Source organism: Microtetraspora malaysiensis, assembly GCF_050947145.1.
In the GTDB taxonomy this organism is placed as follows: domain Bacteria; phylum Actinomycetota; class Actinomycetes; order Streptosporangiales; family Streptosporangiaceae; genus Microtetraspora_A; species Microtetraspora_A malaysiensis.
In genome coordinates this window covers 5,965,341-5,989,560 of the sequence record NZ_CP191998.1, presented here as the reverse complement: position 1 = coordinate 5,989,560, position 24,220 = coordinate 5,965,341, and the positions used below count along the sequence as shown (strand labels likewise).

Annotated in this window: 20 protein-coding genes and 1 pseudogene; 13 read left to right on the top strand and 8 right to left on the bottom strand. The window is 69.9% G+C overall.

Annotated features, from left to right (window positions below; translation table 11 throughout):
* Positions 1–89: 89 nt before the first annotated feature.
* Complete coding sequence (locus ACQP1V_RS28260) at positions 90–935, bottom strand: aldo/keto reductase (protein ID WP_433413102.1); 846 nt, start codon at positions 933–935, stop codon at positions 90–92.
* A gap of 949 nt (positions 936–1,884) precedes the next feature.
* On the opposite strand from ACQP1V_RS28260, the gene ACQP1V_RS28255 reads away from it, so the two are divergent.
* The gene (locus ACQP1V_RS28255; RefSeq protein WP_433412438.1) at positions 1,885–2,739 is read left to right on the top strand and encodes an HARBI1 family protein; all 855 of its coding nucleotides are present in this window, start codon (positions 1,885–1,887) and stop codon (positions 2,737–2,739) included.
* Positions 2,740–3,159: 420 nt separating this feature from the next.
* Positions 3,160–3,885 (top strand): DUF4386 domain-containing protein, encoded by a 726-nt coding sequence (locus ACQP1V_RS28250; protein ID WP_433413101.1) that lies wholly within the window; start codon positions 3,160–3,162, stop codon positions 3,883–3,885.
* A 428-nt stretch (positions 3,886–4,313) separates the two neighbouring features.
* On the opposite strand, the gene ACQP1V_RS28245 is transcribed toward ACQP1V_RS28250, so the two are convergent.
* Positions 4,314–5,579: an IS110 family transposase gene (locus tag ACQP1V_RS28245; RefSeq protein ID WP_433413100.1), complete on the bottom strand. Its 1,266-nt coding sequence runs from the start codon at positions 5,577–5,579 to the stop codon at positions 4,314–4,316.
* A 181-nt stretch (positions 5,580–5,760) separates the two neighbouring features.
* Between ACQP1V_RS28245 and ACQP1V_RS28240 the strand changes: the two genes are divergently transcribed.
* A complete protein-coding gene (locus tag ACQP1V_RS28240) occupies positions 5,761–6,129 on the top strand; it encodes a hypothetical protein (RefSeq protein ID WP_433413099.1) in 369 nt (122 codons plus the stop codon).
* Positions 6,130–6,275: 146 nt separating this feature from the next.
* Here the strand turns inward: ACQP1V_RS28240 and ACQP1V_RS28235 are convergent, their stop codons facing one another.
* Positions 6,276–6,761: a hypothetical protein gene (locus ACQP1V_RS28235; RefSeq protein ID WP_433413098.1), complete on the bottom strand. Its 486-nt coding sequence runs from the start codon at positions 6,759–6,761 to the stop codon at positions 6,276–6,278.
* A 58-nt stretch (positions 6,762–6,819) separates the two neighbouring features.
* On the opposite strand from ACQP1V_RS28235, the gene ACQP1V_RS28230 reads away from it, so the two are divergent.
* Positions 6,820–8,001 carry a saccharopine dehydrogenase family protein gene (locus tag ACQP1V_RS28230; protein ID WP_433413097.1) on the top strand — a complete coding sequence of 394 codons (1,182 nt, stop codon included), beginning with the start codon at positions 6,820–6,822 and terminating at the stop codon, positions 7,999–8,001.
* A 209-nt stretch (positions 8,002–8,210) separates the two neighbouring features.
* On the opposite strand, the gene ACQP1V_RS28225 is transcribed toward ACQP1V_RS28230, so the two are convergent.
* The 4 genes and pseudogenes from ACQP1V_RS28225 to ACQP1V_RS28210 all read right to left on the bottom strand — a co-directional run.
* Entirely contained in the window at positions 8,211–9,104 is an 894-nt protein-coding gene (locus ACQP1V_RS28225) for a PaaX family transcriptional regulator C-terminal domain-containing protein (RefSeq protein ID WP_433413096.1), read from the bottom strand.
* Positions 9,105–9,272: 168 nt separating this feature from the next.
* Entirely contained in the window at positions 9,273–10,118 is an 846-nt protein-coding gene (locus tag ACQP1V_RS28220) for an alpha/beta fold hydrolase (protein ID WP_433413095.1), read from the bottom strand.
* Between the two features lie 68 nt (positions 10,119–10,186).
* Positions 10,187–10,990, bottom strand: a complete 804-nt coding sequence (locus tag ACQP1V_RS28215) for a hypothetical protein (RefSeq protein ID WP_433413094.1) — start codon at positions 10,988–10,990, stop codon at positions 10,187–10,189.
* Positions 10,991–11,057: 67 nt separating this feature from the next.
* Positions 11,058–11,432, bottom strand: a pseudogene (locus tag ACQP1V_RS28210) (saccharopine dehydrogenase NADP-binding domain-containing protein); the annotation flags it as partial.
* An 81-nt stretch (positions 11,433–11,513) separates the two neighbouring features.
* Here ACQP1V_RS28210 and ACQP1V_RS28205 point away from each other — a divergent pair.
* Positions 11,514–13,103, top strand: coding sequence for a flavin-containing monooxygenase (locus tag ACQP1V_RS28205; RefSeq protein WP_433413093.1), 1,590 nt, complete (start codon positions 11,514–11,516; stop codon positions 13,101–13,103).
* A gap of 183 nt (positions 13,104–13,286) precedes the next feature.
* Here ACQP1V_RS28205 and ACQP1V_RS28200 read toward each other — a convergent pair whose 3' ends face one another.
* Positions 13,287–13,709, bottom strand: coding sequence for a hypothetical protein (locus ACQP1V_RS28200; protein WP_433413092.1), 423 nt, complete (start codon positions 13,707–13,709; stop codon positions 13,287–13,289).
* A gap of 209 nt (positions 13,710–13,918) precedes the next feature.
* Between ACQP1V_RS28200 and ACQP1V_RS28195 the strand changes: the two genes are divergently transcribed.
* From ACQP1V_RS28195 to ACQP1V_RS28160, 8 genes are all read left to right on the top strand, one after another.
* Entirely contained in the window at positions 13,919–15,457 is a 1,539-nt protein-coding gene (locus ACQP1V_RS28195) for a serine hydrolase domain-containing protein (protein ID WP_433413091.1), read from the top strand.
* 94 nt (positions 15,458–15,551) lie between these two features.
* Positions 15,552–17,102 (top strand): ABC transporter substrate-binding protein, encoded by a 1,551-nt coding sequence (locus ACQP1V_RS28190; protein WP_433413090.1) that lies wholly within the window; start codon positions 15,552–15,554, stop codon positions 17,100–17,102.
* The gene (locus ACQP1V_RS28185) at positions 17,102–18,049 is read left to right on the top strand and encodes an ABC transporter permease (RefSeq protein ID WP_387415522.1); all 948 of its coding nucleotides are present in this window, start codon (positions 17,102–17,104) and stop codon (positions 18,047–18,049) included. Before ACQP1V_RS28190 ends, ACQP1V_RS28185 begins: the two co-directional genes overlap by 1 nt.
* On the top strand, positions 18,046–18,906 hold the full coding sequence (locus tag ACQP1V_RS28180) for an ABC transporter permease (protein WP_387415520.1): 861 nt from the start codon (positions 18,046–18,048) through the stop codon (positions 18,904–18,906). The genes ACQP1V_RS28185 and ACQP1V_RS28180 overlap by 4 nt, the downstream gene beginning before the upstream one ends.
* Complete coding sequence (locus tag ACQP1V_RS28175) at positions 18,896–20,614, top strand: dipeptide ABC transporter ATP-binding protein (protein ID WP_433413089.1); 1,719 nt, start codon at positions 18,896–18,898, stop codon at positions 20,612–20,614. Before ACQP1V_RS28180 ends, ACQP1V_RS28175 begins: the two co-directional genes overlap by 11 nt.
* Positions 20,615–20,668: 54 nt before the next feature.
* Positions 20,669–22,192 (top strand): N-acyl-D-amino-acid deacylase family protein, encoded by a 1,524-nt coding sequence (locus tag ACQP1V_RS28170; protein ID WP_433413088.1) that lies wholly within the window; start codon positions 20,669–20,671, stop codon positions 22,190–22,192.
* The gene (locus ACQP1V_RS28165) at positions 22,189–23,778 is read left to right on the top strand and encodes a PucR family transcriptional regulator (RefSeq protein ID WP_433413087.1); all 1,590 of its coding nucleotides are present in this window, start codon (positions 22,189–22,191) and stop codon (positions 23,776–23,778) included. The genes ACQP1V_RS28170 and ACQP1V_RS28165 overlap by 4 nt, the downstream gene beginning before the upstream one ends.
* Before the next feature lie 78 nt (positions 23,779–23,856).
* A complete protein-coding gene (locus tag ACQP1V_RS28160) occupies positions 23,857–24,078 on the top strand; it encodes a hypothetical protein (RefSeq protein ID WP_433413086.1) in 222 nt (73 codons plus the stop codon).
* The last annotated feature ends 142 nt before the right edge of the window (positions 24,079–24,220 follow it).

Here is a 24,220-nt window from a genome sequence, read left to right as displayed (position 1 = left end):
TGGGACATGGGGCCTTTCGAGACGTGTGGGTTTCTGTGTTGCGAGGGTGTTGCCGCCTGCGAGGAGTGCAGTGGGGCGCTGGTCGGGCCTCAGCCGTTGAGCGTGCCCATGAACTCGGGTGCGTAGCGGTCGCCGGTGACCACGCCGTGCGGGGCGACCGCCTCGATCGCGGCAAGGTCCTCGGCGGAGAGGGTCACCTCGGTCGCAGCGATGTTCTCCTCCAGGTAGCGGCGCCGCTTGGTGCCCGGGATGGCGACCGCGCCCTGGTGCTGGACCCAGGCGAGGGCCAGCTGGGAGGGCGTGACGTCCTTGGCGGAGGCGATGCGGCGCACCTCGCGGACGACGTCGAGGTTGCGGTCGAAGTTCTCGCTCTGGAAGCGGGGGTCCGTCCGGCGCCAGTCGTCCTCGGCGAAGTCGTCGGGGCTGGTGATGGCGCCAGAGAGGAAGCCGCGCCCCAGCGGGGAGTAGGCGACCAGTCCGATCTGCAGTTCCCGCAGGGTGTCGAGCACGCCGTTGTTTTCGATGTCGCGTTCGAAGAGCGAGTACTCGGTCTGGACAGCGGTGAGCGGGTGCACGGCATGGGCACGCCGGATCGTGTGGGCGGACGCCTCACACACGCCGATGTGGCGTACCTTGCCCTCGGCAACCAGCTCGGCCAGCGCGCCGATGGTCTCCTCGATCGGCACCTTGGGGTCGATGCGGTGCAGGTAGTACAGGTCGACGTGGTCGGTGCCCAAGTGTCGCAGCGAACGTTCGAGCGCCCGGCGCACGTACTCGGGCCGGCCGTTCAGGTCGAGTAGCCGGCCGTCGTCGGTGATCTCCACGCCGGTCTTGGTAGCAAGGACGGCGGCATCCCGGCGCCCTGCCAGCGCCTGGCTCGGCAGCGCTGGCGGGCTCGATGAAAATCTCCTTCGTACCCTGGCTCGCCGCGTCATAGTCACAACGTTCCGAAACAACTCGCCGACCTCACATGATCGGCTGGAGTTACACCACTCAACGGGACGTGACCCCCTCGCATGTCCCCGCCGTCTTGGCACTTCTGGGGAAGACCGGCAGGACGCGTGAGCTGGTCATCCTGCGGAATCCGGATCAGCAGTCTCGCCTGCCATACCTGATCCGGCTGCCGCTCGTGGAGGGGCTGTGCCCGCAGGCGGATGGCACCTGCCCGTGTGAGAAGGCGATCTACTGCTATCACATCGAGCCGGAGGCGGTTGAGCGGGTTCCGGTTCGTTCGAGTGTGCGGCGGGGCGCGGCGATCGATCTGGTGCTGCTGGACCGGGCGCGGGAAGAATCGATCGCAGATCGTCCAACGAAGGCCCGTGGCCGGGACTCTGCCGGTGTTCAAGCTGGAGCATGTACGCCCGGCGGTCGTCGCGAAGGGACAGCCGAGTTGCAGGCGGCCTTTCCCGGTGTGCTGATTGTGTTCCGCGAGAGCCGGCAGTTGGACGAGTCGCAGTCGAAAAACTGGCTGATGCTGCGGAAGCAAGGGGCCACGGTGTGGAGGTCCCATCGACGGCCCTTGCGCTTGACCGGGGTGTGCTGGCCCATGGGGTCACACCTGCTCGAACACGCGCGTGTCCGTCTGTGCTCCTTCTTGTCCCCTTCCATCTCATGGAGGCAGCCCTTCCAATGGGACTGGATCGCTATGGCCGGCATTGGTGGGGGTGTAGACGTGGACGTGACGGTCCACCGCGGCGCCGGTGGGTGCGCTATGTCATGCCGGTGATGGTGGAGGCTCGATCCCGACACTGAGCCATTGTCGGTAACGGCTTGTCGCGCTGGGTAACGAGCGGGAGCGATGGCGGGCAGGATGATCAAAAAGCGTAAAGCCCCTGGTAGAAGTGGTCTTGACTAGAGATCAACTTCCGGAACCAGAGGCTTCACGTGCCCACAAGTGTCACATACACCGCGACCTTGAGCATCCACCGAGAGACCGTCCTTTTCCTGGCGGCTCTCCTACACGAGGAACGCCGCCGTCGCGGTACCCGCAAAGGCCGTCGCGCGATCACCTGCTTCACCCAGGCCATGCTCATCCTGCGCTGGTTCCTGGACAACACCCGAATCACGCAGCTCGCGATCGATCACGGCGTCAGCCGCACGACCGCCTACCGCTACCTGCACGAAGGCATCAACGTCCTCGCCGCCACGGCACCCGACCTGACCGATGTCCTGGAGGAGGCGAAGCGGGCCGGACTGACCCACGTCAACCTCGACGGCGTCCTGATCGCCACCGACCGGGTCGCCACACCGGGACCCAACCGCGCCGACCTGTGGTGGTCGGGCAAGCACAAACACCACGGCGGGAACATCCAGGTCATCTCCGCCCCGGACGGTTGGCCACTGTGGGTGTCCGACGTCCGGCCCGGCCGCGAACACGACATGACCTGCGCCCGCCAGCACGGGATCATCACCGCTCTCACCACCGTCCGCCCCGACCTACCGGCCCTGGCCGACCTGGGCTACGAAGGCGCCGCCGACGTCGTACGCGTCCCCGTCAAGAAGAAGGCCGGCCAACCCAAGCTCGGCCATGACCAGCACACCTACAACAAGCTTCTCCGCGGCCTGCGAGGAGTCGGCGAGCGAGCAAACGCCCTGCTCGCCGTCACCTTCAAGGCCCTACGCCGGGTCAGCCTCGACCCTTGGCGCATCGGCAAGATCGTTCAGGCCGCACTCGTCCTGCTCCACCAAGAGCACAACTGGACCATGTCAGCGTCACACAACGTGATCTTCAGTTACTGACAATGGCTCACTGACCAGATCACCCGGGCGGTGACGCTGCCCGAGGAGATCCGAGACGACCGCGACGACATGGGCAACTTCTGCGTCTACGACGAGAAGTTCGTCCGCCGCCGCATGGACTACGACCCCGTCGACCAGTCCGAACTGCACGCCTGGAACCTCGCCCAGCCACGGTGGAGCTCCCGCTTCCGCGTCGGTGGCCTGCCTCCAGCAGGCGGTACATGTCCGCGGACACGGCTGCGGGCAGGCTGTCGCCGCGACCAGGATCGAGGTCCATTTCTCTCCCGATCTATCGGGGGCGGCGGCGTGATGCGCAGGAACCCTTGCGGCCTTACGCATGTAAGGATAGCGTCTGCAGCAGCCTTACAGGTGTAAGAGGCGGAGCGGCCGGCCGCGGCGACATATACGGGGAGAAGTGTCATGAATACAGCCAGGCGGGCAACTATAATCGCCGGCGCACTAGTCATCGTGAGCATGATCGGCGGCGTGTTCAGTGTTGTTCCCGCCATAGAGGAGCCGCACTATCTGGCTCTCATTTCTGCGCATGAGAGCCAGATCATCATCGGCGCAGCTTCTCAGTTCATTATGATCCCCGCCTATGTCGGTTTTGCGCTGTACCTCTACCCGACATTGGGAATGGCTAATGAAGCGCTCAGTCTGGGCTTCCTTGGATTCAGGATGATCGCAGCGGCGTTCCATCTCACAGGGGTGATTCTCTTACCATTGTTCCTGGTGCTGGGTCAGGAATTCACCCAAGCCGGCGCTGTGGGCGCATCCCACCTCGGAGCCTTGGGCGAGTTGTTGCGGACGGTGCGCGACCTGGTCAATCATGTCGCCTTGATCATCTCGCTGAGCCTCGGAGATCTACTGCTGTTCGCCATTCTGTATCGGTGGAGATTTGTCCCTCGCTGGCTGTCTGTATGGGGAATCCTTGGGGCTGGATTGGCTGTGTCGGCGAGCTTCTTGGTGCTGTTTCGTGTGACTGGCGTCGTCACGCCGCTCTACCTGGCCATGAACGCACCACTAGCCCTACAAAGCTTGGTCCTGGCCGTGTGGCTGATCATAAGAGGCTTCGATACGAAGGCCTTGACTGCGGGGGCTGAGCAGCGAGGAGTTGGCGGTGCTGCCCGACAGCGCCGCGGCTGAGCCCTCGCGGAGGCGGGTGTCCGGTTGACCTCCTTGATGATGGTGCGGGGATGGACTGACCTTCCCCTCGTAGCGTGGAGACCGAACCGGGAGAGGTTTGGTCGTGGCAGGTACCACGAGACGCCGCTTTGATCCGGAGTTTCGGGCTGGAGCGGTGCGTATCGTCAAGGAGACCGCAAACCCGTCTCGCACGTCGCGCGGGACCTTGGTATCAACGAGTACACGTTGCACAACTGACCGGAAAATGATCCACCTCAGCCAGCGCGCGGCAGCGAACCCCGCCGGTGATCGCCGGTTCGGGGTTTGCCACAGCGGTATGGGTCAGGCGGCCGAGGTCAGGGTGACGGTCAGACCGAGTGCTTCGAGCTGCCGGACGTAAGTGCGGATCCTCTTGTCCTTGTTCACGCGGTCAGCGTGGTACCCGGCTCCTAGGTCGAAGTACTTGGCCGTGGGGTCGGCGAGCAGGTGCCAGATGATGACCAGGATCGACCGGGCGACGGCGACCAGAGCCTTGAGCTTGCCGCGGCGTTTGACGATGCGCCGGTAGCGTTCGCCGAGAAAGCTATCGGTCCGGGCAGCCACGGCCGCGGCTTGGCCGAGGACTCCTTGAGGTAGGGGTTGCCCTTGCCGGTCCGGCCGCCAGTGGGGCTCTTGGCGCCGGACTGGATCGTTCGCGGGCATAGTTTCGCCCAGGACACCAGATGGCCGGCGGTGGGGAACCGGTTCATGTCCAGTCCCACCTCCGCCAGGATGACTTGAGCGACCGCCGGGCTGATGCCGGGAATCTCATCGAGCCGTTCCACGGCCGACAGCATCGGCTGACTGGCCGTGGTGATCTCGGGATGGTGACTGGGGCTCGTGGAAGAATTCCCGTCCCGGCCGCTGTCGCCCGAGGCGCGATGTGGCTGCGCGGCAGGCAGATCGTCTAGAAGCTGCTCGATTCGGGCGGTGAGCTTGCCGATCTGCGCATCCAGACCGTCGATCTGGGCCAGTAGCAGCGCCGCGATCTCGGCGTGGTGGTCGTCGAACTGGCCGGTGAGCGCTTCGACCAGTGCTGGGATCTTGGCGCGCATCCTGCCGCGGGCGAGCTCGGCCAGCACCCGTGGATTGCGTTCTCCTGCGATGAGCGCTTCGATCATGTCCCGGATGGAGGCTGTGGTCAGTGTGCTGGCCACCGCCGACACCTTGATCAGGGAGTCTTCCAGTAGCTTTTCCAGCCGTAGCCAGTACCGGGTCCGCTCGGCGGTCAGGTCGCTGCGCATCCGCGTGTAGTCACGCAGCGTCCGAATCTCCTTGGGGGGTACGAACGAGGGCCGAACCAGGCCTTTCTCGGTGAGCTTGGCCAACCAGACCGCGTCCAGTTTGTCGGTTTTCGACCGGCCTGGCAGGTGCTTGACGTCACGGGCGTTGACCAGTTGCACGTTCAGTCCCCGGGCCTCCAGCACGTAGTACCAGATCCGCCAGTAGTCGCCCGTCGATTCGACGGTGACCTTCTCCACGCCCAACTCGATCAGCCGGTCGCTGAGTTCGGTGACCGCGTTCATGGTGGCTTCCACGTCCCACACCTTGGTCACCCGGCGTCCGGACGTGGACGGGTGCGGTATCCGCGTGCACACCTTGCCGAACGCCTTGGCCACATCGATCGCCGCGACTCGTTCGATGAGATGTTCATGCTCCTCATCCGGGACTTCCACGGGTTCTCTCATCGCCATGGGGTGATCGCTCCTTGTCGGCCGGGGGTGGTGGCGGGCTGCTCGGGGGCCTCGGTCGGGAGCCGAACATTCTGACCGGCGTGCTCGAAGCAAACAGTGCGTGACCCATCAAGGTCGGGGCCCCAGCGCCAGACTGAGTGACGGGATCGATGTGTCCCACGTTATGACCGGCGTCGGCGAGCAGCCCGCTCAAATTTTCACGCCTGTGTGGCGTCCGTGGAAGGGTCAGGATGACTGGGTGCAGATGGACCGGCACGCCAACGGGCAGGCGGGCGGTAACGGCGGCGGAGGCGGGACGCTGAAGGAGTCCGAAAGCGAGGAGCTGGCGCGGCGCTTTTCGCACCGGGAGCGTATCCCCGCCTCGCCCTCGCGATGCGCGCCGGTGCCGACCCCTGGCGGCACGGCGGGCCGGATCGAGAACTGCCAGATCGGGAGAAGGCGGTCGGATGGGCCGCCGCAGCCGGACCCGCGCGAGCCGTTCTGGGCGGAGAGCACCGCGGTCGCTCGATTTACGGCAAATAGCCGGGTTTGAGGGAGTAGGTGGAGCAGACCCCATCCATCATCTCTGTCTGGCTATGTGCATCGGCGACGAGCCGATCGAGGCCGCCTGCGACACCTTCCGGCTGGCCGGTCCATGATTCGGAGCACGGCCGCGGGCGGTAACCGCGTTGATCGCGATCACTGTGCCTCGGTCTCCGTCCATGTTGGGGTATCCGCGCGATCGGCGGCTGTTGCTCGAATCGATCGGCCATTGAGCAGGACCGCCATCCGGACCAGCGAGACCGCGCCGCCGACCGCGGTGGCCAGCGTGAGCCCGAACCAGAGCAGGGTCCAGGTGGGCGGGATCGGCAGGAGCAGCGCCACCAAGGGCGGGTAGCTCAGCACCAGCATCCGGAGTCGCCGGTCGTCGCGGACCTGCTGCCGGGTCGTCGGGGCAGGGCGCAGCCCGCCGACCATGACCAGGCGCCAGGTGGACAGCGCGGTGCCGTACAGCACGAAGAGCATCATCAGGCCGAGGAGTTGCACCCAATCGGGCACGGTGTCGTGATTCGGTGTCGACGCGGGCAGGGTCAGCGTGGCGATCGGCAGGGCGCACAGAGCCTCGGCGGCGAGAATCCGGGTCGCCGGCCGCTCGCGGAAGAGCATCGCCAATGATACTTTCATGATACATGTGATCGTAATTTAAACGATCGATTTAGTCACGATCTGCAAGGAGTGACTGATGAAGATCCTCGCCCTCGGCGGACCCGGCGCGATGGGCCGGGTTGCGGTGCGCGTGGCCACTGGGCTGCCCGGAGTCCGGGAGATCGTCGTCGCCGACCGCGACGTGGAAGCGGCGCGGCGACTCATCCGCGAACTGGCCGATTCGCGGGTGCGGATGAGCGCCCGCAAGGTCGACGTCACCGACGAGGCCGAACTGGACGCGGCGCTCAACGAGGCCGACATCGTTTTCAACACTGTCGGTCCGTACTACCGGTTCGGCCTGGGTGTGCTGCGGGCGGCGATCCGCACTCGTACGCACTACATCGACATCTGCGACGACTGGGAACCCACCCTGCAGATGCTCGACCTCGACGCCGACGCCCGCGCGGCAGGGGTATGCGCCGTGATCGGCATGGGCGCGAGCCCAGGCATCAGCAATCTGCTCGCGGCCAGGACGGTGGCCCGGCTCGACACCGTGACCGACCTCTACACTGCCTGGCCCGTCGATGTGCCGGGCTCCGGTGCTGAAGAGACCGACCTGCGCGGCCCGGACGGCCGTCCGATCGCCGCCGCCGTGCACTTGATGCAGCAGATCAGCGGTACGGTCGCCGTGGTGAGCAGCGGCGAACTCGTGCAGCAGCCGCCGCTGCAGCCGGTCACCCTCACCCTGCCCGGTGGCCGCAAGGGCACCGCATACACTGTCGGCCATCCCGAGCCGGTGACCTTGCAGCGCAGCTATCGGCCGGAGGGAGACTCGGCCAACCTCATGGTCATCACGCCTGGGACCGTGGCCTATATGGACGTGCTGCGCAGGGAGATCGACGGCGGCAGGCTCACCAACGAGACGGCCGCCACCGACCTGGCCAAGCCCTCGATGCGACGCGCCATGAGGGCCGCCGTGCGCGCCGTAAAGTTCAAGACCCCCGGCTCGCTGCCGCCGTTCTTCGCCGCCGCCAGAGGAATCAAGGATGGTCGGCCGACCACGATTCTGGCGCATTTGACGGGCACGGCCGCGCTGATGAAGGGCATGGCCGAGGCCACCGGGATCCCGGCGGCCCTGGGGCTCGCCCAGTTGCTCGACGGCACCGTCAGCCGGCCCGGAGTCCACCCGCCGGAAACCGCCATCGACTCCGACCGTTTCTTCGCCGACCTGGCGGAGCGGGCCAAGCCCATCGCGGTCGTGATCGAGGAAGCATCGTGACCGGCGCGAGGGCCGGGCGCAGGGCGTGGAGTGCGGCACCGCCTGTGGGTGCCGGAACGTCGGCGCCTACGCGACCTGCGCATGCTGGTGGATCGGCCCACCGAGGCGATCACCGCGGACGACCTTCAGCTTCGACCGTGTCCGGCCGGGCCCGTAGCGGTCCGGCCGGACATTTCCCGGGTGCGTGGAGTCGCGATACGGAGTGCCGGTCACGTGCGAGCGGTCGCTGTGCGGGCCATGTCCCCGTACAGGCGGAAGAGGCGGGTGCTCTCGCTGCCCGGGCCGGCGTTCTCGTTCAAGAGTGACCAGCACTGTGCGACCAGTGCTCGGGCGTGGCTGCCCGGCCAGGGCTGCGGGAGCAGCTGGGGCGGCAGGAGGGGGTCGGGCTCCATGGCGCGGGCGAATTCGGCGGCCAGTTCCACCGCGATGGTCAGCCGCTGCGCGTCGGTGAGGTCGGCGTGGTCGCGGAGGCGCTCGAGGCGCGGTTCGGCGACGGCGGTGAGCCGGCGATAGCGCTCGGCGATCTCGGCCAGCGGCCACAGGGCGAGGGCAAGTGCGGCGGGGTCGTCCTGGTCGCCCTGGCGCAGGTCCCGGGTGGTCGCGAAGGTGAGGTTGTCGAGGACGTCCAGGTGGCGGGCGTGGTCCTCGACGTAGGGTTCCCACGGGTTGGCGCTGACGTACAAACCGCCTTGGATGGGAGCTCCGCCCAGGCGGGTGAGCGCGGCGCGCAGGGCGTCGCGTGCGGTGCGGGCGGTCTCGGGGACGGCGAAGGCGACCAGGTGCCAGGTGCCGTCCCAGGGGGCGAGCCCGGCGTCCTGGCGGAAGGCGTGGGCGACGAATTCGACGTCGAGGCCCAGGGTCTGCTCGGTGGTGTCGGTGGCCCGCAGTACTGCTTTGCGTCCTCTGCCCTCGTGGGTGAAGCGTCCTTCGGCGACCAGCCGCTTGATGCACAGGCGCACCTGCTGGTCGGTCATGCCCAGCAGATTGCCGGTGGCGTAGATCTCACCGGTGTCGACCGTGAGGTCGGCGCGGACGAGCGCTTCGACGAGCATCCGGGTGGGGACCTGGACGTCCGGTTCCGGCATCTGGGGTGCGGCGGTCATGGTGCGGGCCTTCCGAGTGCGGCCGGGGCGGCACGCCGTGATGGCGACGCCGCCCTCTGGCGGGTGCGGGCGGACAGCGGGGTGCCCGGCGTGCCGAACCTATGGATCCTAAACTATCGAATCCAAATCGATAGTTCAGGACCATGGGTTCGTCGTGGTCCGCAGGGACTACTTCGCCGTGGCGGGTGGCGGGCCGGCCTCCAGGCCGTCCCAGAAACGGGTGAGCAGGGCGGCGAACTGCTCGGCCCGTTCGATCTGTGGCATGTGACCGGTTCGGGAGAACAGGTGGGTGTGGGCCTGGGGCAAAGCGGCCGCCGCGTTGATGAGGTGGCCGGCAGGCAGGATCCGGTCGTGGGTGCCCCAGGCGACGAGCGTGGGGATGCCGAGCCGTGCCATTGCCATGAGCAGGTCCCGGCGCCAGCCGGGGTGGACGCCCCGTATGGAGCCCAGGCCGGCGGCCACGCGCCGCAGGGTCCGGGCCGCCTCAGGTCGCTGGGAGAGTTCGTGTGCCAGGGCGACCCGTTCGGGTGTGGCGAAGGCCGGGTCGTAGAACAGCGAAAGCTCGGTCGACCGTGCGGTGCGCTCGTCGGGGCGGAGCAGCAGCCGCCACAGCAGCGGCAGGTCGAGGACGCGCAGGGCCCACGTGACCCGGCGGCCGAATCCGGCGCTGTTGGCCAGGGCCAGCGAGGCGACCCGGTCGGGGTTGTCGGCGGCGAGCCGCATCGCGACGGCACCGCCCAGCGAGTTGCCCACCACGTGCACGGCGCGGGTGACGTCCAGGGCGTCCAGCGTTCTCATGACGTGCCCGGCCAAGGAGTCGAGCCGCGGCTCGGGCAGGGGATGGGAGTGTCCGAACCCGGCGAGGTCGATCGCCAGCAGGCGATACCCGGGCAGGGCCGCGCGTAGTGGCTCCCAATCCTCCAGGCTGCGCCCCAGGCCGTGCAGCAGGACCACCGGCGGACCCGTACCTGTGACGCGGTAATGGACACGGCGCCCGTCGACCTCGGCGAACATAGCGGAAGGAGGGATACGGTCGTGCCTACCGAGGGGCCCCTGCGTCCCCGGCGTGCCATGAGATGCCATCACGACCGGACCACCTCGACGTCGGTCGGGGTCACGTCCACCACCACGCCGTCGGGAGCGCCGTCAATGCGCAACCGGGGGGTCTGGCGCACCAGGTCGTGGAAGAACCGCTCGGCATCGATGACCGACTCGGGCGGATGAACGCCGGGCCGGACAGGGGAGCCGTCCAGGAGCTGCGCCAGCCCCAGGGCCAGCGGGACCCCGGTCGCCTCGGCCATGTCGTCGGTCAGCGCGCCGACGCCGGGCGTGTCCGCGAGACGGGCGGTGACGGTGACCGGACCGCCGTGCCGCGTTCCCGTGGCGGTGGCGAAGAACGGCGGCAGCGTTCCGGGCCCCTTGCGACCCAGCGCGGACACGGTGGCGCGTAGGCCGCGCCCGACCGATGGCCTGGCCAGATCGGCGGCGGCGGTCTCGTTGGTGAGCGTACCGGAGTCGATGCCCTGGCGCAGCAGGTCCAGGTAGGCGAGGGTCGTCGGCGTGATGACCATGAGGTTGGCGGACCTGCCTGTGGGGCGGAAACTGCGGTGGAAGGTGACCGGCTCGGGATGCCCCACGATGTAGGCCGTACCGGAACGGCCGGGGGCGACGGTCAGGGTGACCGGCTGCAGCGGCCGCCGGCGCACGAGCCGTCCGCCGTCGACCACGGCGACCTTGCCGCTGATCTGCTCCATCCAGTGCACGGCTGCGGCGGTGGGACGCCCGTCGGGACCGAGTAACTGCTCGTCGTCCTGCCCGCCCGCTTCCGAACTGGAGACGTCCACGGGCCAGGCGGTGTACAGGTCCCGGACCGGTCCGTCCAGCATCGTGACCGCGCAGGGCCAGCAGGTTGCTGACCCCCGGGCTGGCGCCCATGCCCACCACCGCGCAGACTCCGGCGGCCCGGGCCTGCTCGTCCAGGTCGAGCATCTGCTGGGTCGGCTCCCAGTCGTCGCAGATGTCCAGGTAGTGGGTGCCGGCCGCGATGGCCGCGCGCAGCACGGTCATGCCGAACCGGTAGTACGGGCCGACCGTGTTGAGCACGACGTCCGCCTGCTCGAGAGCGGCCCGTAGCTCGCCGGCGTCGGTCACATCCACCCGCAGCGGCCGCATCGACGTGCCGGTGCCGGCGAGGCGGCGCACCAAGCTCTGCGCCGCCTCAAGGCGCCGGTCCGCCACCACGATCTCGGTCACACCAGGAAGTCCGGCGGCCACGCGCACCGCGACCGCCCCCATCGCTCCGGGCCCGCCAAGCGCCAGGATTCTCATCTCCACCTCAAACTATCGTTGACTTTTCGTTCGTATTTTATACGATAGATATGAATGTGAGCAATGATGAATGGGGGGACTATGACCGACCAGAACCTGAGGAAGGCGCGACGTACCCAAGGACACCGGGATGAGACGAGCCCGACCGGGCCGCACGTCGCCGTCGTCATCGTCGGCGCGGGGTTCGCGGGTCTGGGCACGGCCATCCGCCTGCTCCAGGAAGGCCACCGGGACCTGGTGGTCCTGGAACAGGCCGACAACGTGGGCGGCACCTGGCGGGACAACACCTATCCGGGCTGCGCCTGCGACGTTCCCTCCCGCCTGTACTCCTTCTCGTTCGCCCCGAACCCGGACTGGAGTCGCCGGTTCGCCCCGCAGCGCGAGATCGAGGGCTATCTACGACGTTGCGTCCACGACTACGACCTCACGCCCTATCTGCGACTGGGTGTCGCGCTCCAGCGGGCGTCCTGGGACCAGGAGCGGCACCGCTGGATCCTGCAGACCAGCCGAGGACCGCTCGCGGCAGGAGTGCTGGTCATGGCGCAGGGGCCGCTGTCGGAACCGGCCGTTCCCTTGCTCCCCGGGATGGAGGACTTCGCGGGCGAGATGTTCCACTCCGCCCGCTGGCGGCACCACCTGGATCTGCGCGGCAAGCGTGTGGCGGTGATCGGGACCGGCGCGAGCGCCATCCAGTTCGTTCCGCATCTGCAGCGCGTCGCTCGGCAGGTGACCGTGTTCCAGCGCACCCCGCCGTGGATCATGCCGCGTAATGACCGGCCGATCCCCGGCTGGCGGCGCCGTGTGTACCGGCTGGCTCCACCGTTGCAACGCCTGGCGCGCGGCGTGGAGTACCTGCGGCGCGAGGCGGGCCTGCCCGCGCTGCTGGGCAACCGCGCCATGGCCGACATGGGCCGCAAACAGGCACTGGCCCACCTGCGCCGTCAGATCGCCGACCCGGCGCTGCGCGCCAAGCTGATCCCGGACTACGAGCTGGGTTGCAAGCGGATCCTGATGTCCGACGACTACTATCCGGCCCTGGCCCAGCCCAACGTCGAGGTGGTCACCAACGCGATCACCGCCATCACAAGGGAGGCGGTGATCACGGCACCGGGTCCCACGCACCATGCGACCACGCATCCGGCGGATGTCCTGATCTTCGGGACCGGGTTCCGCGTCACCGACGCCACCTTCACACAGCACATCATCGGTGCCGACGGGCGGAGCCTGGGCCAGACCTGGCAGGGAAGCCCGCAAGCCTACCTCGGCACCACCGTCGCCGGCTTCCCCAATCTGTTCCTGATGGCCGGGCCCAACACCGGGGTGGGGCACACCAGTCTCATCTACATAATCGAATCGCAGATCACGTATCTGCTCGGCTGCCTTCGCGTCATGGCCGAGCGTGGACTGGCCGCCGTGGAGGTACGCGCCGACGTCCAAGCCTCCTACAACACCGCGCTCCAGCGGCGTATGGCCGGCACCGTCTGGGCCGCGGGCGGCTGCACGAACTGGTACACGGACTCCCAGGGCCGCATCACCGCCATCTGGCCCGAGCCGACCTGGCGGTTCCGTCACCGCACCCGAACCTTCGATCCGGAGCAGTACACGCTGACGGCCGCACACGACACACCGCCCAACCCCACGCCGGATCAACCGGCCCACACACTCGCCTGACACGCCGTGACCAAGACCCTTGAGGGCTCGGATAGACGCGCGCCCCTGGGGCACCCCCACCCGCCTCTCGCCCTCGAAGCGGTGGGCACCATACTGATCTCGGTGCCGGTTCCCTCCCTTGGAGCTGCCCTTTCAGCGGCTGTCCGATTTCGCCGCCCCGGCAGGCGATCCCTTGGAAGTCATTCAAGGACGTGGCCCCTGGGGAAGGGATGAGGCTCCCGCCAGCCGGTCGAGCAGCGCCGCGACGTAGGGGATGCGGACGTAGTACTGCTCAGCCTGCTTACGCGGTTCGTGGTCGAGGAACTCCTGCCAGGCGGCGGCGGTCACGGTGCCGGCCCGGTGGACGACCCGCACCTCGCTGCCGGGCACCAGGGCGGCGACGCCGCGGAGCAGGTCCCGCGCCGCCGCCTTGTCGCGTGCGGCGGCCTCGGCCAGGAGCACCTCGTCGCCGGGGGGCGTGGTGCGTCCGACGGCGGTGACGGTGTCGTCCTGCTCAAGGACCCAGAGGTTGCTCGCCTCGTGGGCCAGCAGCCATCGCCAGCATGCCGCCGAGTGCGGCATGGCCACGTCGAACCGGCTCTGGGTCGCGTCCTGCAGGGCCGCCATGGCGGACGACCCGGTCGCCGTCGACCAGAACGGCGCAGGCGGACCAGCCGGCGTCGGGGTCGGTGACGACCAGCCGGTGGTCGACGGCGGCCCGCGCCTACGGCCGCCTCATCGACCTCCACGCCGGTGTGCCGGAGTTCAAGCCCGGAGGGCCCAAGTTTGCCGCGGAGACCAAATCCGGCGGGTGCGAGAATCCAGATACTGAAGACATGGATCTTGAGCTGGTAGAACGCGCCGTCGCCGACTTCACTCCCGACGGGCCGGATGCGCCGGGCCTCGCGGTGGGCGTCTACTCCGGTGGCCGGGCGCTGCATACGGCCGCCACGGGCGTGGCCACGGTGGAGTTCGGCGTCCCGATCGACGCCACGACCCGCTTCGACATCGCCTCGGCCTCCAAGCAGTTCACCGCGGCCTGCGTGCTCATGCTGGCCCACGAGGGCAAGTTGAGCCTGGACGACGACATCAGGAAGCACGTGCCGGAGCTGGCCCTGGAGAGCGAGGTCACGATCGGCCAGTGCCTGAACCACACCGGCGGCCTCCCGGAGTGGTACGCCCTGCAGGCCATCACCGGCGTCCCGCTCCAGGTGCTGACCGAGGAGCGGCTCATGAAGATCATCAGCCGCATCCGCCGGACGACCTTCGAGCCGGGCACCGCCTTCTCCTACTCCAACACCGGCTACGTGCTCGCGGCCGTCGTGGTCAGGCGGGTGACCGGGAAGTCGCTGGCCGAGTTCGCGGCCGAGCGGGTGTTCGGGCCACTCGGCATGGACGACACCGGCTACCGCGACGACGCCTCGGTGCCGTTGCCGCGGATGGCGTTCGGGTACGCGGCCGGGCCGGTCAGGGCCGATACCGAGGAAGGGGCGGTGGGCGACGGCGGCCTGGTGACCAGCGTGAGCCAGCTCGCGCCGTGGTTCGGGTTCCTGGCGGACGGGCGGGTGCTGGGGACGCGGCTGCGTGACGCGCTGCTGGAGCGGGGAGTGCTGGCCGACGGGACCGTGCTGTCCTACGCGTACGGGATCTTCCATTGGAAGGTGGGCGAGCTCGACGCGTTCGGCCACACGGGCGGCATGCACGGGTACGTCTCCAACCTCCTCTACCTGCCAGGGCCTGATCTCGGCGTGGCCGTGTTGACCAACCAGAGCGCTCTGGACCCGGTCGGTCTCAGCCGCCGGCTGGCCCTTGAGCTCACCGGCCAACGGGAAGATTCCGAAAATGTCGCCCGAGGCCGGGCCCCCGCGCCGGTCGTGGGGCACTGGTACGAGGAGGCGACCGACAGCCCGATCACCGTCGCCGAGGCCGGCGAAGGCCGGGTCGCCATCGTGCAGCAGGAGGCCGAGTTCGCCCCGGGCGCGGACGGCCGCTGGTACGGCGTGGGCGAGGCGCGCACCACCTGGCTGGCCGTCGAGGACGGCACCCTCATCGTGGGAAGCACCCCTCGGGACGAGCCTCCCATGATCTTCACTCCCTGCCGTGCTCCCGGCGAGGACAGGGCCCCGGACGGCGCGTGGCTCAGCGACGAATACGACGTGCTGGCCGTGCTCAAGGACGGCAGGTTCACCATGGGCCTGACCCTGGAACTCGACACCGAGCCCGCCCCAGCGGGCGCCTGGCGGGCGGGCCCCTTCACTCTCCGTCTGGAGGCCGGCGGCGACCTCACGATCAGCGGAGAAGGCTTCCGCCGCATGCGCCTCACCGCCCAGCCGGAGGGGACCACGCCCGTGGGCATCCCCCCTGGCCTGGTCTGATACCACCGGTTGGCCAGAAGGACGAGGGCAGCCGCCAGGAGTTTGGCTGACGAGTTAGTGAACGCGGGGCATCCGCCTTCTACCGTGCGAATGCATGACATCCGCAACCGCGCTCCCCAGGGTCGCGCTGGCCGCCCTCCTCCTGCTGTCCGCGGGCTGCGCCGGGTCGAAGCAGGACCGGGCAGACACGTTACGTTGGGCGTTGAGCGAGGTGCCCAACAGCCTCGACATCGCCCACGGCTTCAACAACCCCTCCACCATCGTCCAGTTCGCCGTCCTGGACTGCATGGTCACCCTCGGGAAGAAGGGGGAGGTCCTCCCCAGCGTCGCCGAGTCCTGGACCCACCCCGACCCCCTCACGTACGTCTTCACCCTGCGCGAGGGCGTGAAGTTCAGCGACGGCTCCCCGGTCACCGCCGAGGACGCCGTCTTCTCCCTCAGCCGCCATGTCGATCCCAAGGTCGCCTCCCAGGCGGCCAGCTACGTCACCATGGTCAAGAAGGTCGAGGCCACCGGCCCGCGCACGGTCACGGTGACGTTGTCCAGGCCGAACCAGGCGTTCCTGCCCACGGCCGCACTCGCCTGGCAGATCGTGCCGAAGAAGCTGGCCGAGGCGCACCCCGAGGACCTCGGATCGCCCGAGGTGGGCACGCTCGGCTCCGGCCCGTTCAAGGTCGCCAAGTTCAGCCTCACCGAGGGTGTCACCCTGGAGCGCAACCCGCTGTACTGGGGTCCCAAGCCCGCGTTGCGTAAGATCGAGCTCAAGACGATCTCCGACCCCGAGACCCTCCGGCTGGCCGTGTCCTCCGGCGAGGCCGACGGCACCGCCGACGTGCGGCCCAGCGAGGCGCGCAAGTGGACCGGCCTGCGCGATGTCACCACGACCTTCTACCCGGCCGACAACATCGCCTTCCTGTCGCTGGCGGTCGACCAGGGCCCGCTCAAGGACGTGCACGTGCGCCGCGCCATCGCGCACGCCGTCGACAGGGCCGCCCTGGTCCAGCTCATGACCGGCGGACACGGTAGCCAGGCCGACCTCTTCCTGCCCAAGCCGCAGCTCACCGCCCTGTACGGCGACGCCTGGCCCGCCCTGCCCACCTACGCGTACGACGTCGAGGCGGCCAAGGCGGAGCTGGCCAAGTCCGCCTACCCGCGCGGGTTCACCCTCGCCACGCCGTACGACAGCGGGGGCGAGAACGTCAAGGCGATGCAGGCCGTCGCGGCCGACCTCGCCAAGATCGGGATCACGCTGGAGCTCACGCCGCTGCCGAGCGAGAAGTACATCACGCAGCGCATGGACCACGAGGACCTGGCGGTGCAGATGGCCAACCTCTACTACAGCACCCCCGACCCGAGCGAGGTCCTGCCCGACCTGCTCAGCCGCGCCTCCGCGAAGCCGCAGGGCTTCAACTTCAGCGGGTACGGCACCGCCGCCCTGGACGCCGAGCTCGACGACGTGGGCCGCCTGGAGGGCGAGCCCAGACGGGAGGCCATCACGAAGGTGCTGGCCGAGGTGGCCGAGCAGGTGCCCTACGTGCCGCTGTACCACAACGAGTCGGCCTTCGCGCTGAACAAGCGTTTCACCATGGACGCCGGCACCTGGACGATCGACATCCTCAGCGCCGTGCGCCCGGCCGGTTCGTGATGGCCTTCATCGCCCGCCGCCTGGGCGCCGCCGTCCTGCTGCTCGGGGTGCTGTCGCTGCTCAGCTTCGTCCTGCTGGCCGCCGCTCCGGGCAACCCCGAGAACCTCCTGCTCGGCCCGCGCCCCTCCACGCCCGAGACCCGTGCTGCCATCCGGGCGCAGTTCCACCTCGACGACCCCCTCTACGAGCGCTACCTGTCCTGGCTCGGCGGGGCCCTCCACGGTGACTTCGGCACCTCGATCTACACGCGGGAGCCCGTCGCGAACGTCATCACCGACCGCCTGCCCGTCACCGCCGGCCTGGCCACATACGCGCTCATCCTCACGGTCGGCGTCGGGGTCCCGCTGGGACTCGCCGCCGCCATGCGCCGCGGCGGCAGGCTCGACCAGGGCATCACGCTGACCTCGCTGGTCGCGTTGGCCGTGCCGCCGTTCGCGCTGAGCATCCTGCTGCTGTACGGCTTCGCCGTCGCGCTCGGCTGGTTCCCCGTCTTCGGCGCCGGCGAGACGGTGGCCGAGCGGATCGCTCACCTCACGCTGCCCGCCGTGGCCCTGGCCACCTCGGAGGCGGCCATCATCGTGCGGCAGATGCGCGCCGCCGCCCTCGACCTGGCCGGTCAGGACTACCTCACCTTCGCCAGGGCGCGTGGGCTGAGCCTGCCGCGTGTCTGGATCAGCTACGCCCTGCGCAACGCCGCGCTGCCCGTCCTAACCGTCGGCGGGCTGCTTATGGCCGCCAACCTCACCGGGGCGCTCTTCGTCGAGCGGGCCTTCGGGCTGCCGGGGCTCGGGGAACTGCTCGTGACCGCCGTCGCGCGGAAGGACATCCCCGTCGTCCAGGCCCTCGTCCTGCTCGGCGGCGCCGTGGTCGTCGTGGTCAACCTCCTGATCGACCTGACCTACCTGGCCGTGGACCCGCGGGTCAGGCACGGGGCGGTGGCCTCATGACAGCCGTTTCCGGGACGCCCCTGTTCGGCGGGCGGGTGGCGCGGCTCCGCCGTACCAGGCCGGGGTTCCTGACCGTGGCGTCGGCGGTGGTGCTGGCGCTCATGGCGCTGGCCGCGATCGGTGGTACGTGGATCGCCCCCTACGACCCGGCCGCGCAGGACGTCGCGCTCGGCGCGACGATGCCGAGCTGGGCGCACTGGGCGGGCACCGACGACCTCGGCCGCGACGTGCTCTCGCGCTGCCTGGCCGGGGCGCGCTCGGCCCTGCTCTGGCCGGTGATCGTGACACTGTGCACGTGTGTCATGAGCACCACGCTCGGGCTGCTGGCCGGATACCGGCGCGGCTGGCTGGACGCGATCATGATGCGGATCGTCGACCTGCTCATCGCCCTGCCGGGCATGCTCGTCCTCATCGTCCTGGTCGGCGTGCTCGGCGGCGGGATCGGCTGGGCCGTGCTGGCCTTGGCCGTGCTGTTCACGCCCGGCGACATCCGCGTGGTCCGCAGCCTCACCATGGCCCAGCGTGAGCTGGCCTACGCCGAGGCCGCCCGCACGCTCGGGCTCCGCCCGGCGCGGATCATGTTCAGGCACCTGCTGCCCAACATCGCGCCGACGGTCGTCGCCGGTGCGCTGCTCAGCTTCGTCGCCGGGCTGGTCGCGCTCTCCGGGCTGTCGTTCCTCGGGATCGGGCTGCCCGCCGGGACCCCCGACTGGGGTCTGATGATCGAGGAGAACCGCACGCTGCTCGACCTCAACCCGTGGGCCTCCGTCATCCCGGCGGCGCTGGTCACCATCGCCGCCACCGCGGCGACCCTGCTGGGCGACCGGCTGTTCGAGAGGCTCTCCGATGCTGCTTGAGATCAACGAACTGACGATCACCGGGCCCGCCGGGACGATCGTCGACGGCGTCGGGCTCACCGTCGCGGCCGGGGAGATGGCCGGGCTGGTAGGCGAGTCGGGCAGCGGTAAGTCACTGACCGCACGGGCCGCCATCGGCCTGCTGCCGAAAGGGCTGCGCGCCTCCGGCTCCATCCGCGTCGGCGGGGTGGAGATCGTCGGAACGGCCGGCGAACGGGTGCTGCGCGGCCTCAGGGGACGGCGTGTCTCGCTGCTGATGCAGGACCCGTTCTCCATGCTCAACCCGCTGCGCACGACCGGGGCGCACATCGCCGAGACGATGCCGGGCCGGGCGACCCGCGAGGAGGTGGCGCGCAGGCTGGCCGAGGTCGGCATCGACGACCCATCCGTCGCCAGGCGCTACCCCTTCCAGCTCTCCGGCGGCATGCGGCAGCGCGTGGCCCTGGCCGCCGCGCTTGCCGGGGACCCGGAACTGCTGATCGCCGACGAGCCCACCACCGCCCTGGACGCCACCACCCAGCACGAGATCCTCACACTCCTGGCCAGGGTCCAGGCCGACCGCGGCATGGGCGTGCTGCTGATCACCCACGACCTGCGGGTGGCCTTCGCCATCTGCGACCGGGTCTCGGTGATGTACGCCGGACGCGTCCTCGAACAGGGACCGGGCACGTCCCTGGCCCAGGCGCCCGCCCATCCATACACCGCCGGGCTGCTGCGCGCCCTTCCCTCGGTGGAGCACACGCTCGAACGCCTCACCGGCATCCCGGGCAGCGTCCCACCGGCCGCGCAGGTGGCATCCGAGTGCGCGTTCGCCGCCCGCTGCGACCACGCGACCACGCGATGCCGCGCCTCCCGCCCGCCGCTCCGCGAGATCGGCGACGGCCGCCTCACCGCGTGCGTCAACGACACGGTCCCCCTGCTCACGGCCCGCGACGTCGCGACGGGCACGCTCCCCACCGGGTCCGGCGAACCGCTGCTCGTCGTGGACGACCTCGTCAAGCGGTACGGCACGCACACCGCGCTCGGCGGCGTCAGCCTCCGGGTGGCGGCCGGGGAGACCGTCGGGCTGGTCGGCGAGTCGGGCTCCGGCAAGACCACGCTGGCCCGCTCCGTCCTCGGACTGGTCACCCCCGACCAGGGACGCATCGAGCTGGACGGCCTCGACATCACCCGCCGCCGGGCCCTGACCAGGCAGGAGCGGGCCCGGGTCCACCGGCTGGTCCAGTGCGTGTTCCAGGACCCCAGCACCTCGCTCAACCCCGCCATGACCGTGGGCGCGACCCTGTCCGAGGCGGCGGCGCGCGCCGAACCGGCCGGACGGCTCGCGCCGGGCGACCTGCTGGAACTGGTCGGCCTTCCTCCCGGGTACGCCACGCGGCGGCCGAAAGGGCTGTCGGGCGGCGAGCGGCAGCGGGTGGCCATCGCCCGCGCGCTGGCGGTGCGGCCGTCCCTGCTCATCTGCGACGAGCCGGTGGCCTCGCTCGATGTCTCCGTCCAGGCCCACGTGCTGGAACTGCTGCGCCGTCTCGGCCGGGAGCTGGGCACCGGGATGCTCTTCATCACCCACGACCTCGCCGTGGTCCGGCAGATCGCGGTCAAGACCGTGGTGCTGTTCAAGGGGCGGGTCGTCGAGCAGGGGGACACCGCGACGGTCCTGGACGCCCCCGCGCACGACTACACCCGCCGGCTTGTCGCAGCCATTCCATGAAATTCCCTACCAACGCATGAAGCGGATCTCGGTCACTTCAGGAAGGCTTCCTCCATGCACGACCTCATCCTGCGTGCGGGCACGATCCACGACGGATTCGGCTCGCCCGGCCGTACCGCCGACGTGGCCGTCAGCGGCGGGCGGATCGCCGCGATCGGGCGCGAGCTCGGACCGGCCGCCCGCGTCATCGACGTGGACGGGCTCATCGTCGCGCCCGGCTTCGTCGACCCGCACAGCCACTCCGACACGGTGCCCTTCCTCGACGGCGAGAACCCGTACAAACTGCTGCAGGGCGTCACCACCGAGATCGTCGGCAACTGCGGCTTCTCCTGCGCGCCGGTCCCCCCGTTGAGCCCGGTCCTCGTGCCGGAGGTCCTGACCGACCAGACCTTCCCGGCGTTCGGCGACTACTTCGACGCCGTCGACCAGGTGGGGACGACCGGCAACCTCGCCGTCCTCGTCGGGCACAACACCCTGCGCGCGGCCGTCGCCGGGATGGACGCCGTCCTGCCCCCCGGTGCGCTGGCGACGATGGAGCGGCTGGCGGCCGAGGCGTTCGAGGCGGGCGCGGTTGGGCTGTCGAGCGGACTGGAGTACGTGCCCGGGGCTTACGCCGACATCGAGGAGCTGATCGCGCTGGCCCGCGTCGCCCGCCGGTGGAACCTCGTCTACGCCACCCACATGCGCAGCGAGAGCGAGGGACTGGCCGACGCGCTCGACGAGGCCATCGCGGTGGCCAGGGGAGCGGGGCTGCGGCTGCAGGTCTCGCACTGCAAGGCCTCGGGGCGTGCGGTGCACGGGGACTCGGAGATGCTGCTGGCCGTGCTGACCGAGGCGCGGGCGCGCGGCGTCGATCTGCGCGCCGACGTCTATCCGTACCAGGCGTTCGGCACCGAACTGGTGGCGTTGCTACCGCCGGTGGCCTGCGAGGGCGGACAGGAGGAGCTGCTCAGGCGGCTGGGCGACCCCGGCGAACGCGCCAAGCTGCGCGCCCTCGCCGAAGACCCGGACCAGGGCACCGGCGTCGGCCTGTGGCGCGAGGTGCACCCGGAGGATGTCCAGCTCATGAGCTTCGGCAAGCGGCTGTCCGACGTGCTCGACGGCCGCGACCCCTGGGACGTGCTGTGCGACCTGATCACGGATGACCCGCACGGGTCCGGCGTCTTCCACACCATGCACGATGACGACGTCACCCGGATCATGCGGCATCCGCTGGTCTCCATCGGCTCCGACGGCGGGCCGCCGGTCGGCCCCGACCACCCGCGCACGTTCGGCACGTTCCCCGTCTTCCTCGGGACCTACGTGCGCGAGCGCGGGGTCGTGCCGATGCCGGAGGCCATCCGCAAGATCACCTCGGCCACGGCTGCCCAGTTCGGGCTGGCCGACCGGGGGTGGCTCGGGGCGGGGGCCGTGGCCGACGTGTGCGTCTTCGACCCCGAGACCATCAGGCACGACGGCACCTACGAGGTTCCCGACGTGGCCCCGGTGGGCGTCAGACACGTGCTCCTGGCCGGTCACCCGGTGATCGAGGACGGCGCGTTCACCGGCGGCAGGCACGGGCGGGTGCTGCGCCGGTGAGTGCCAACGGACGCGTCACACTCGGCGTGCTGCTCGACAGCCTCGGCCCCGACGCCGTCACCGCGATCTGCCTGCCCGGCGGCAGACAGGTGCTGGTCGGCGCGACCATCATCCACGGCGCGAGCGAGCCCCTCGCCGCAGCCGAGGGCGCGCTGCTCCTGGTGACCGGCCGCCCCGACCCGGCCGACATCCAGCAGGCCGCCGCCGCCGGGGTGGCCGCCGTGGTGGTCCGAAGCCTGGGAACCGAGGGCGTCTCGGGGAGCTTCGTGGCTTTGGCGGAGGCTGCCGGTACGGCGGGCATCGCGCTCCTGGCGGCCGCCCCCGACCTGGCGTGGGGCCAGCTCTACGCCCTGGTCGACGCCCTCCTGGCCGTGGTCGCCCCGGCGGCCAACCTGGGGGAGACGACGGCGGCCGACCTGTTCGCCCTGGCCAACCAGGTGGCGGCGCGCGCGGGCGGAGCCGTGGCCATCGAGGACCTGGCCATGCGCGTCCTGGCCTACTCCACGGTCGGCGGGCAGCGGATCGACGACCTGCGCAGGGAGGGCATCCTGGGCCGCAGGGTCCCCGAGCACCCGACTCACACCGAGGAGTACGCCGCCGTCCTCCGCTCCGATGAAGCCGTGTGGAGCTACGAGCCCCGCGAGTACCTGCCCCGGCTGGGCATCGCGGTCCGGGCCGGGGGCGAGGCGCTCGGCACCATCTGGGTCATCGAAGCCGACACCCCGCTCGAACCCGACGCGCCCCAGATCCTGGCCGAGGCCGCGAGGAACGCCGCCCCGCACCTGGCCAGGATCAACCTGGCCGCCGACGAGGCGCGCCGGACCAGGGACGAGTGGCTCGGCTGGCTGCTACGCGGCGTCGGCCCGGTCGGCGAGCTGGCCACCTCCTTCGGCCTCAACCCCGGCGAGCCGGTCGTCGTCGTCACCATCGGATCGGGCGACGGCGACGTGTTCACCGCGGGACACGCCGGAGACCTCCTGCGCACCGCCTACGCCGCCTACCGCATCAGGGGCGCGGTGGGCGCCGTCGACGGCCGCGCATACGCGGTCGTGGCCGCCGACTCCACCGCACCCGCCCTGCGCAGGATCACCGCCGGGACGCTCGGCCAGATCGAGGAACGGCTGGGCGGCCGATGGCGTGCCGGGATCGGCAGGACCGTGCCCTCCGTGGTCCAGGCGCCCCTCAGCGCCCGCCAGGCCGGGGAGGCGCTGCGGGCGATGCGCGGGCCGTTCGCCACCGGCACGGTCGGCGGGTACGAGGAGTTGTCGGCGACGCTGTTCCTGCAGGAAGTGGTGGCCTCCATGCGCACCAGTCCCGCCCTCCTCGGCGAACCCCTGTCGGCGCTGGCCGAGCACGACGCCAGGCACAGCACCAACTGGGTGCACAGCCTGCGGGCATGGACGGCGGCGCACTACGACGTGGCCAAGGCGGCCGAGGCACTGTCGGTGCACCCCAACACCCTGCGCTACCGCCTGCGCAGGATCGGCGAACTCGTCGCCCTGGACGACCCCGACATCCGGCTGGTCCTGGCGCTGCAACTGCGGCTCGGCCCGGCGCTACGCCCGAGTACAAACGAGGACCGATGAATTTCTGCTTTCCCGCCAACGCCCGAGCCCCGTCCGCGGCGGGATGCTGCCGAACCCTCCGATGGCGGTGAGGCACGAGTGATCCTCGACTCCTCCGGCCGGGTAGCCGGGCCGGACGGCCATGCCGTACTGAAGTGCGCGACCCCCGCCGACATCGAACGGATGCGCCAAGAGGAGCCCGGCGCGGCGCGGGACTGGCGGGCCGCGCAGTGCGAGGCCCTGAGGGGCGCGCTGACCGAGGGCTACCGGGTCACCGGCTTCACCCGCGACGGCTGGTACGTCCTGGAGCGCGCCGCGTGAAGCTCGCCGATCTCTCCATGGGGTCGGCCAATGCGAACGGCTCCTGGCTCGTGCGGCCGAGGTTTGGCGGTTCGGCCACTCGCACGGGTGAACTCTTTGAAAATCTCGCCGAAGATCAGCCGCGGGAACCGAATTCACAATG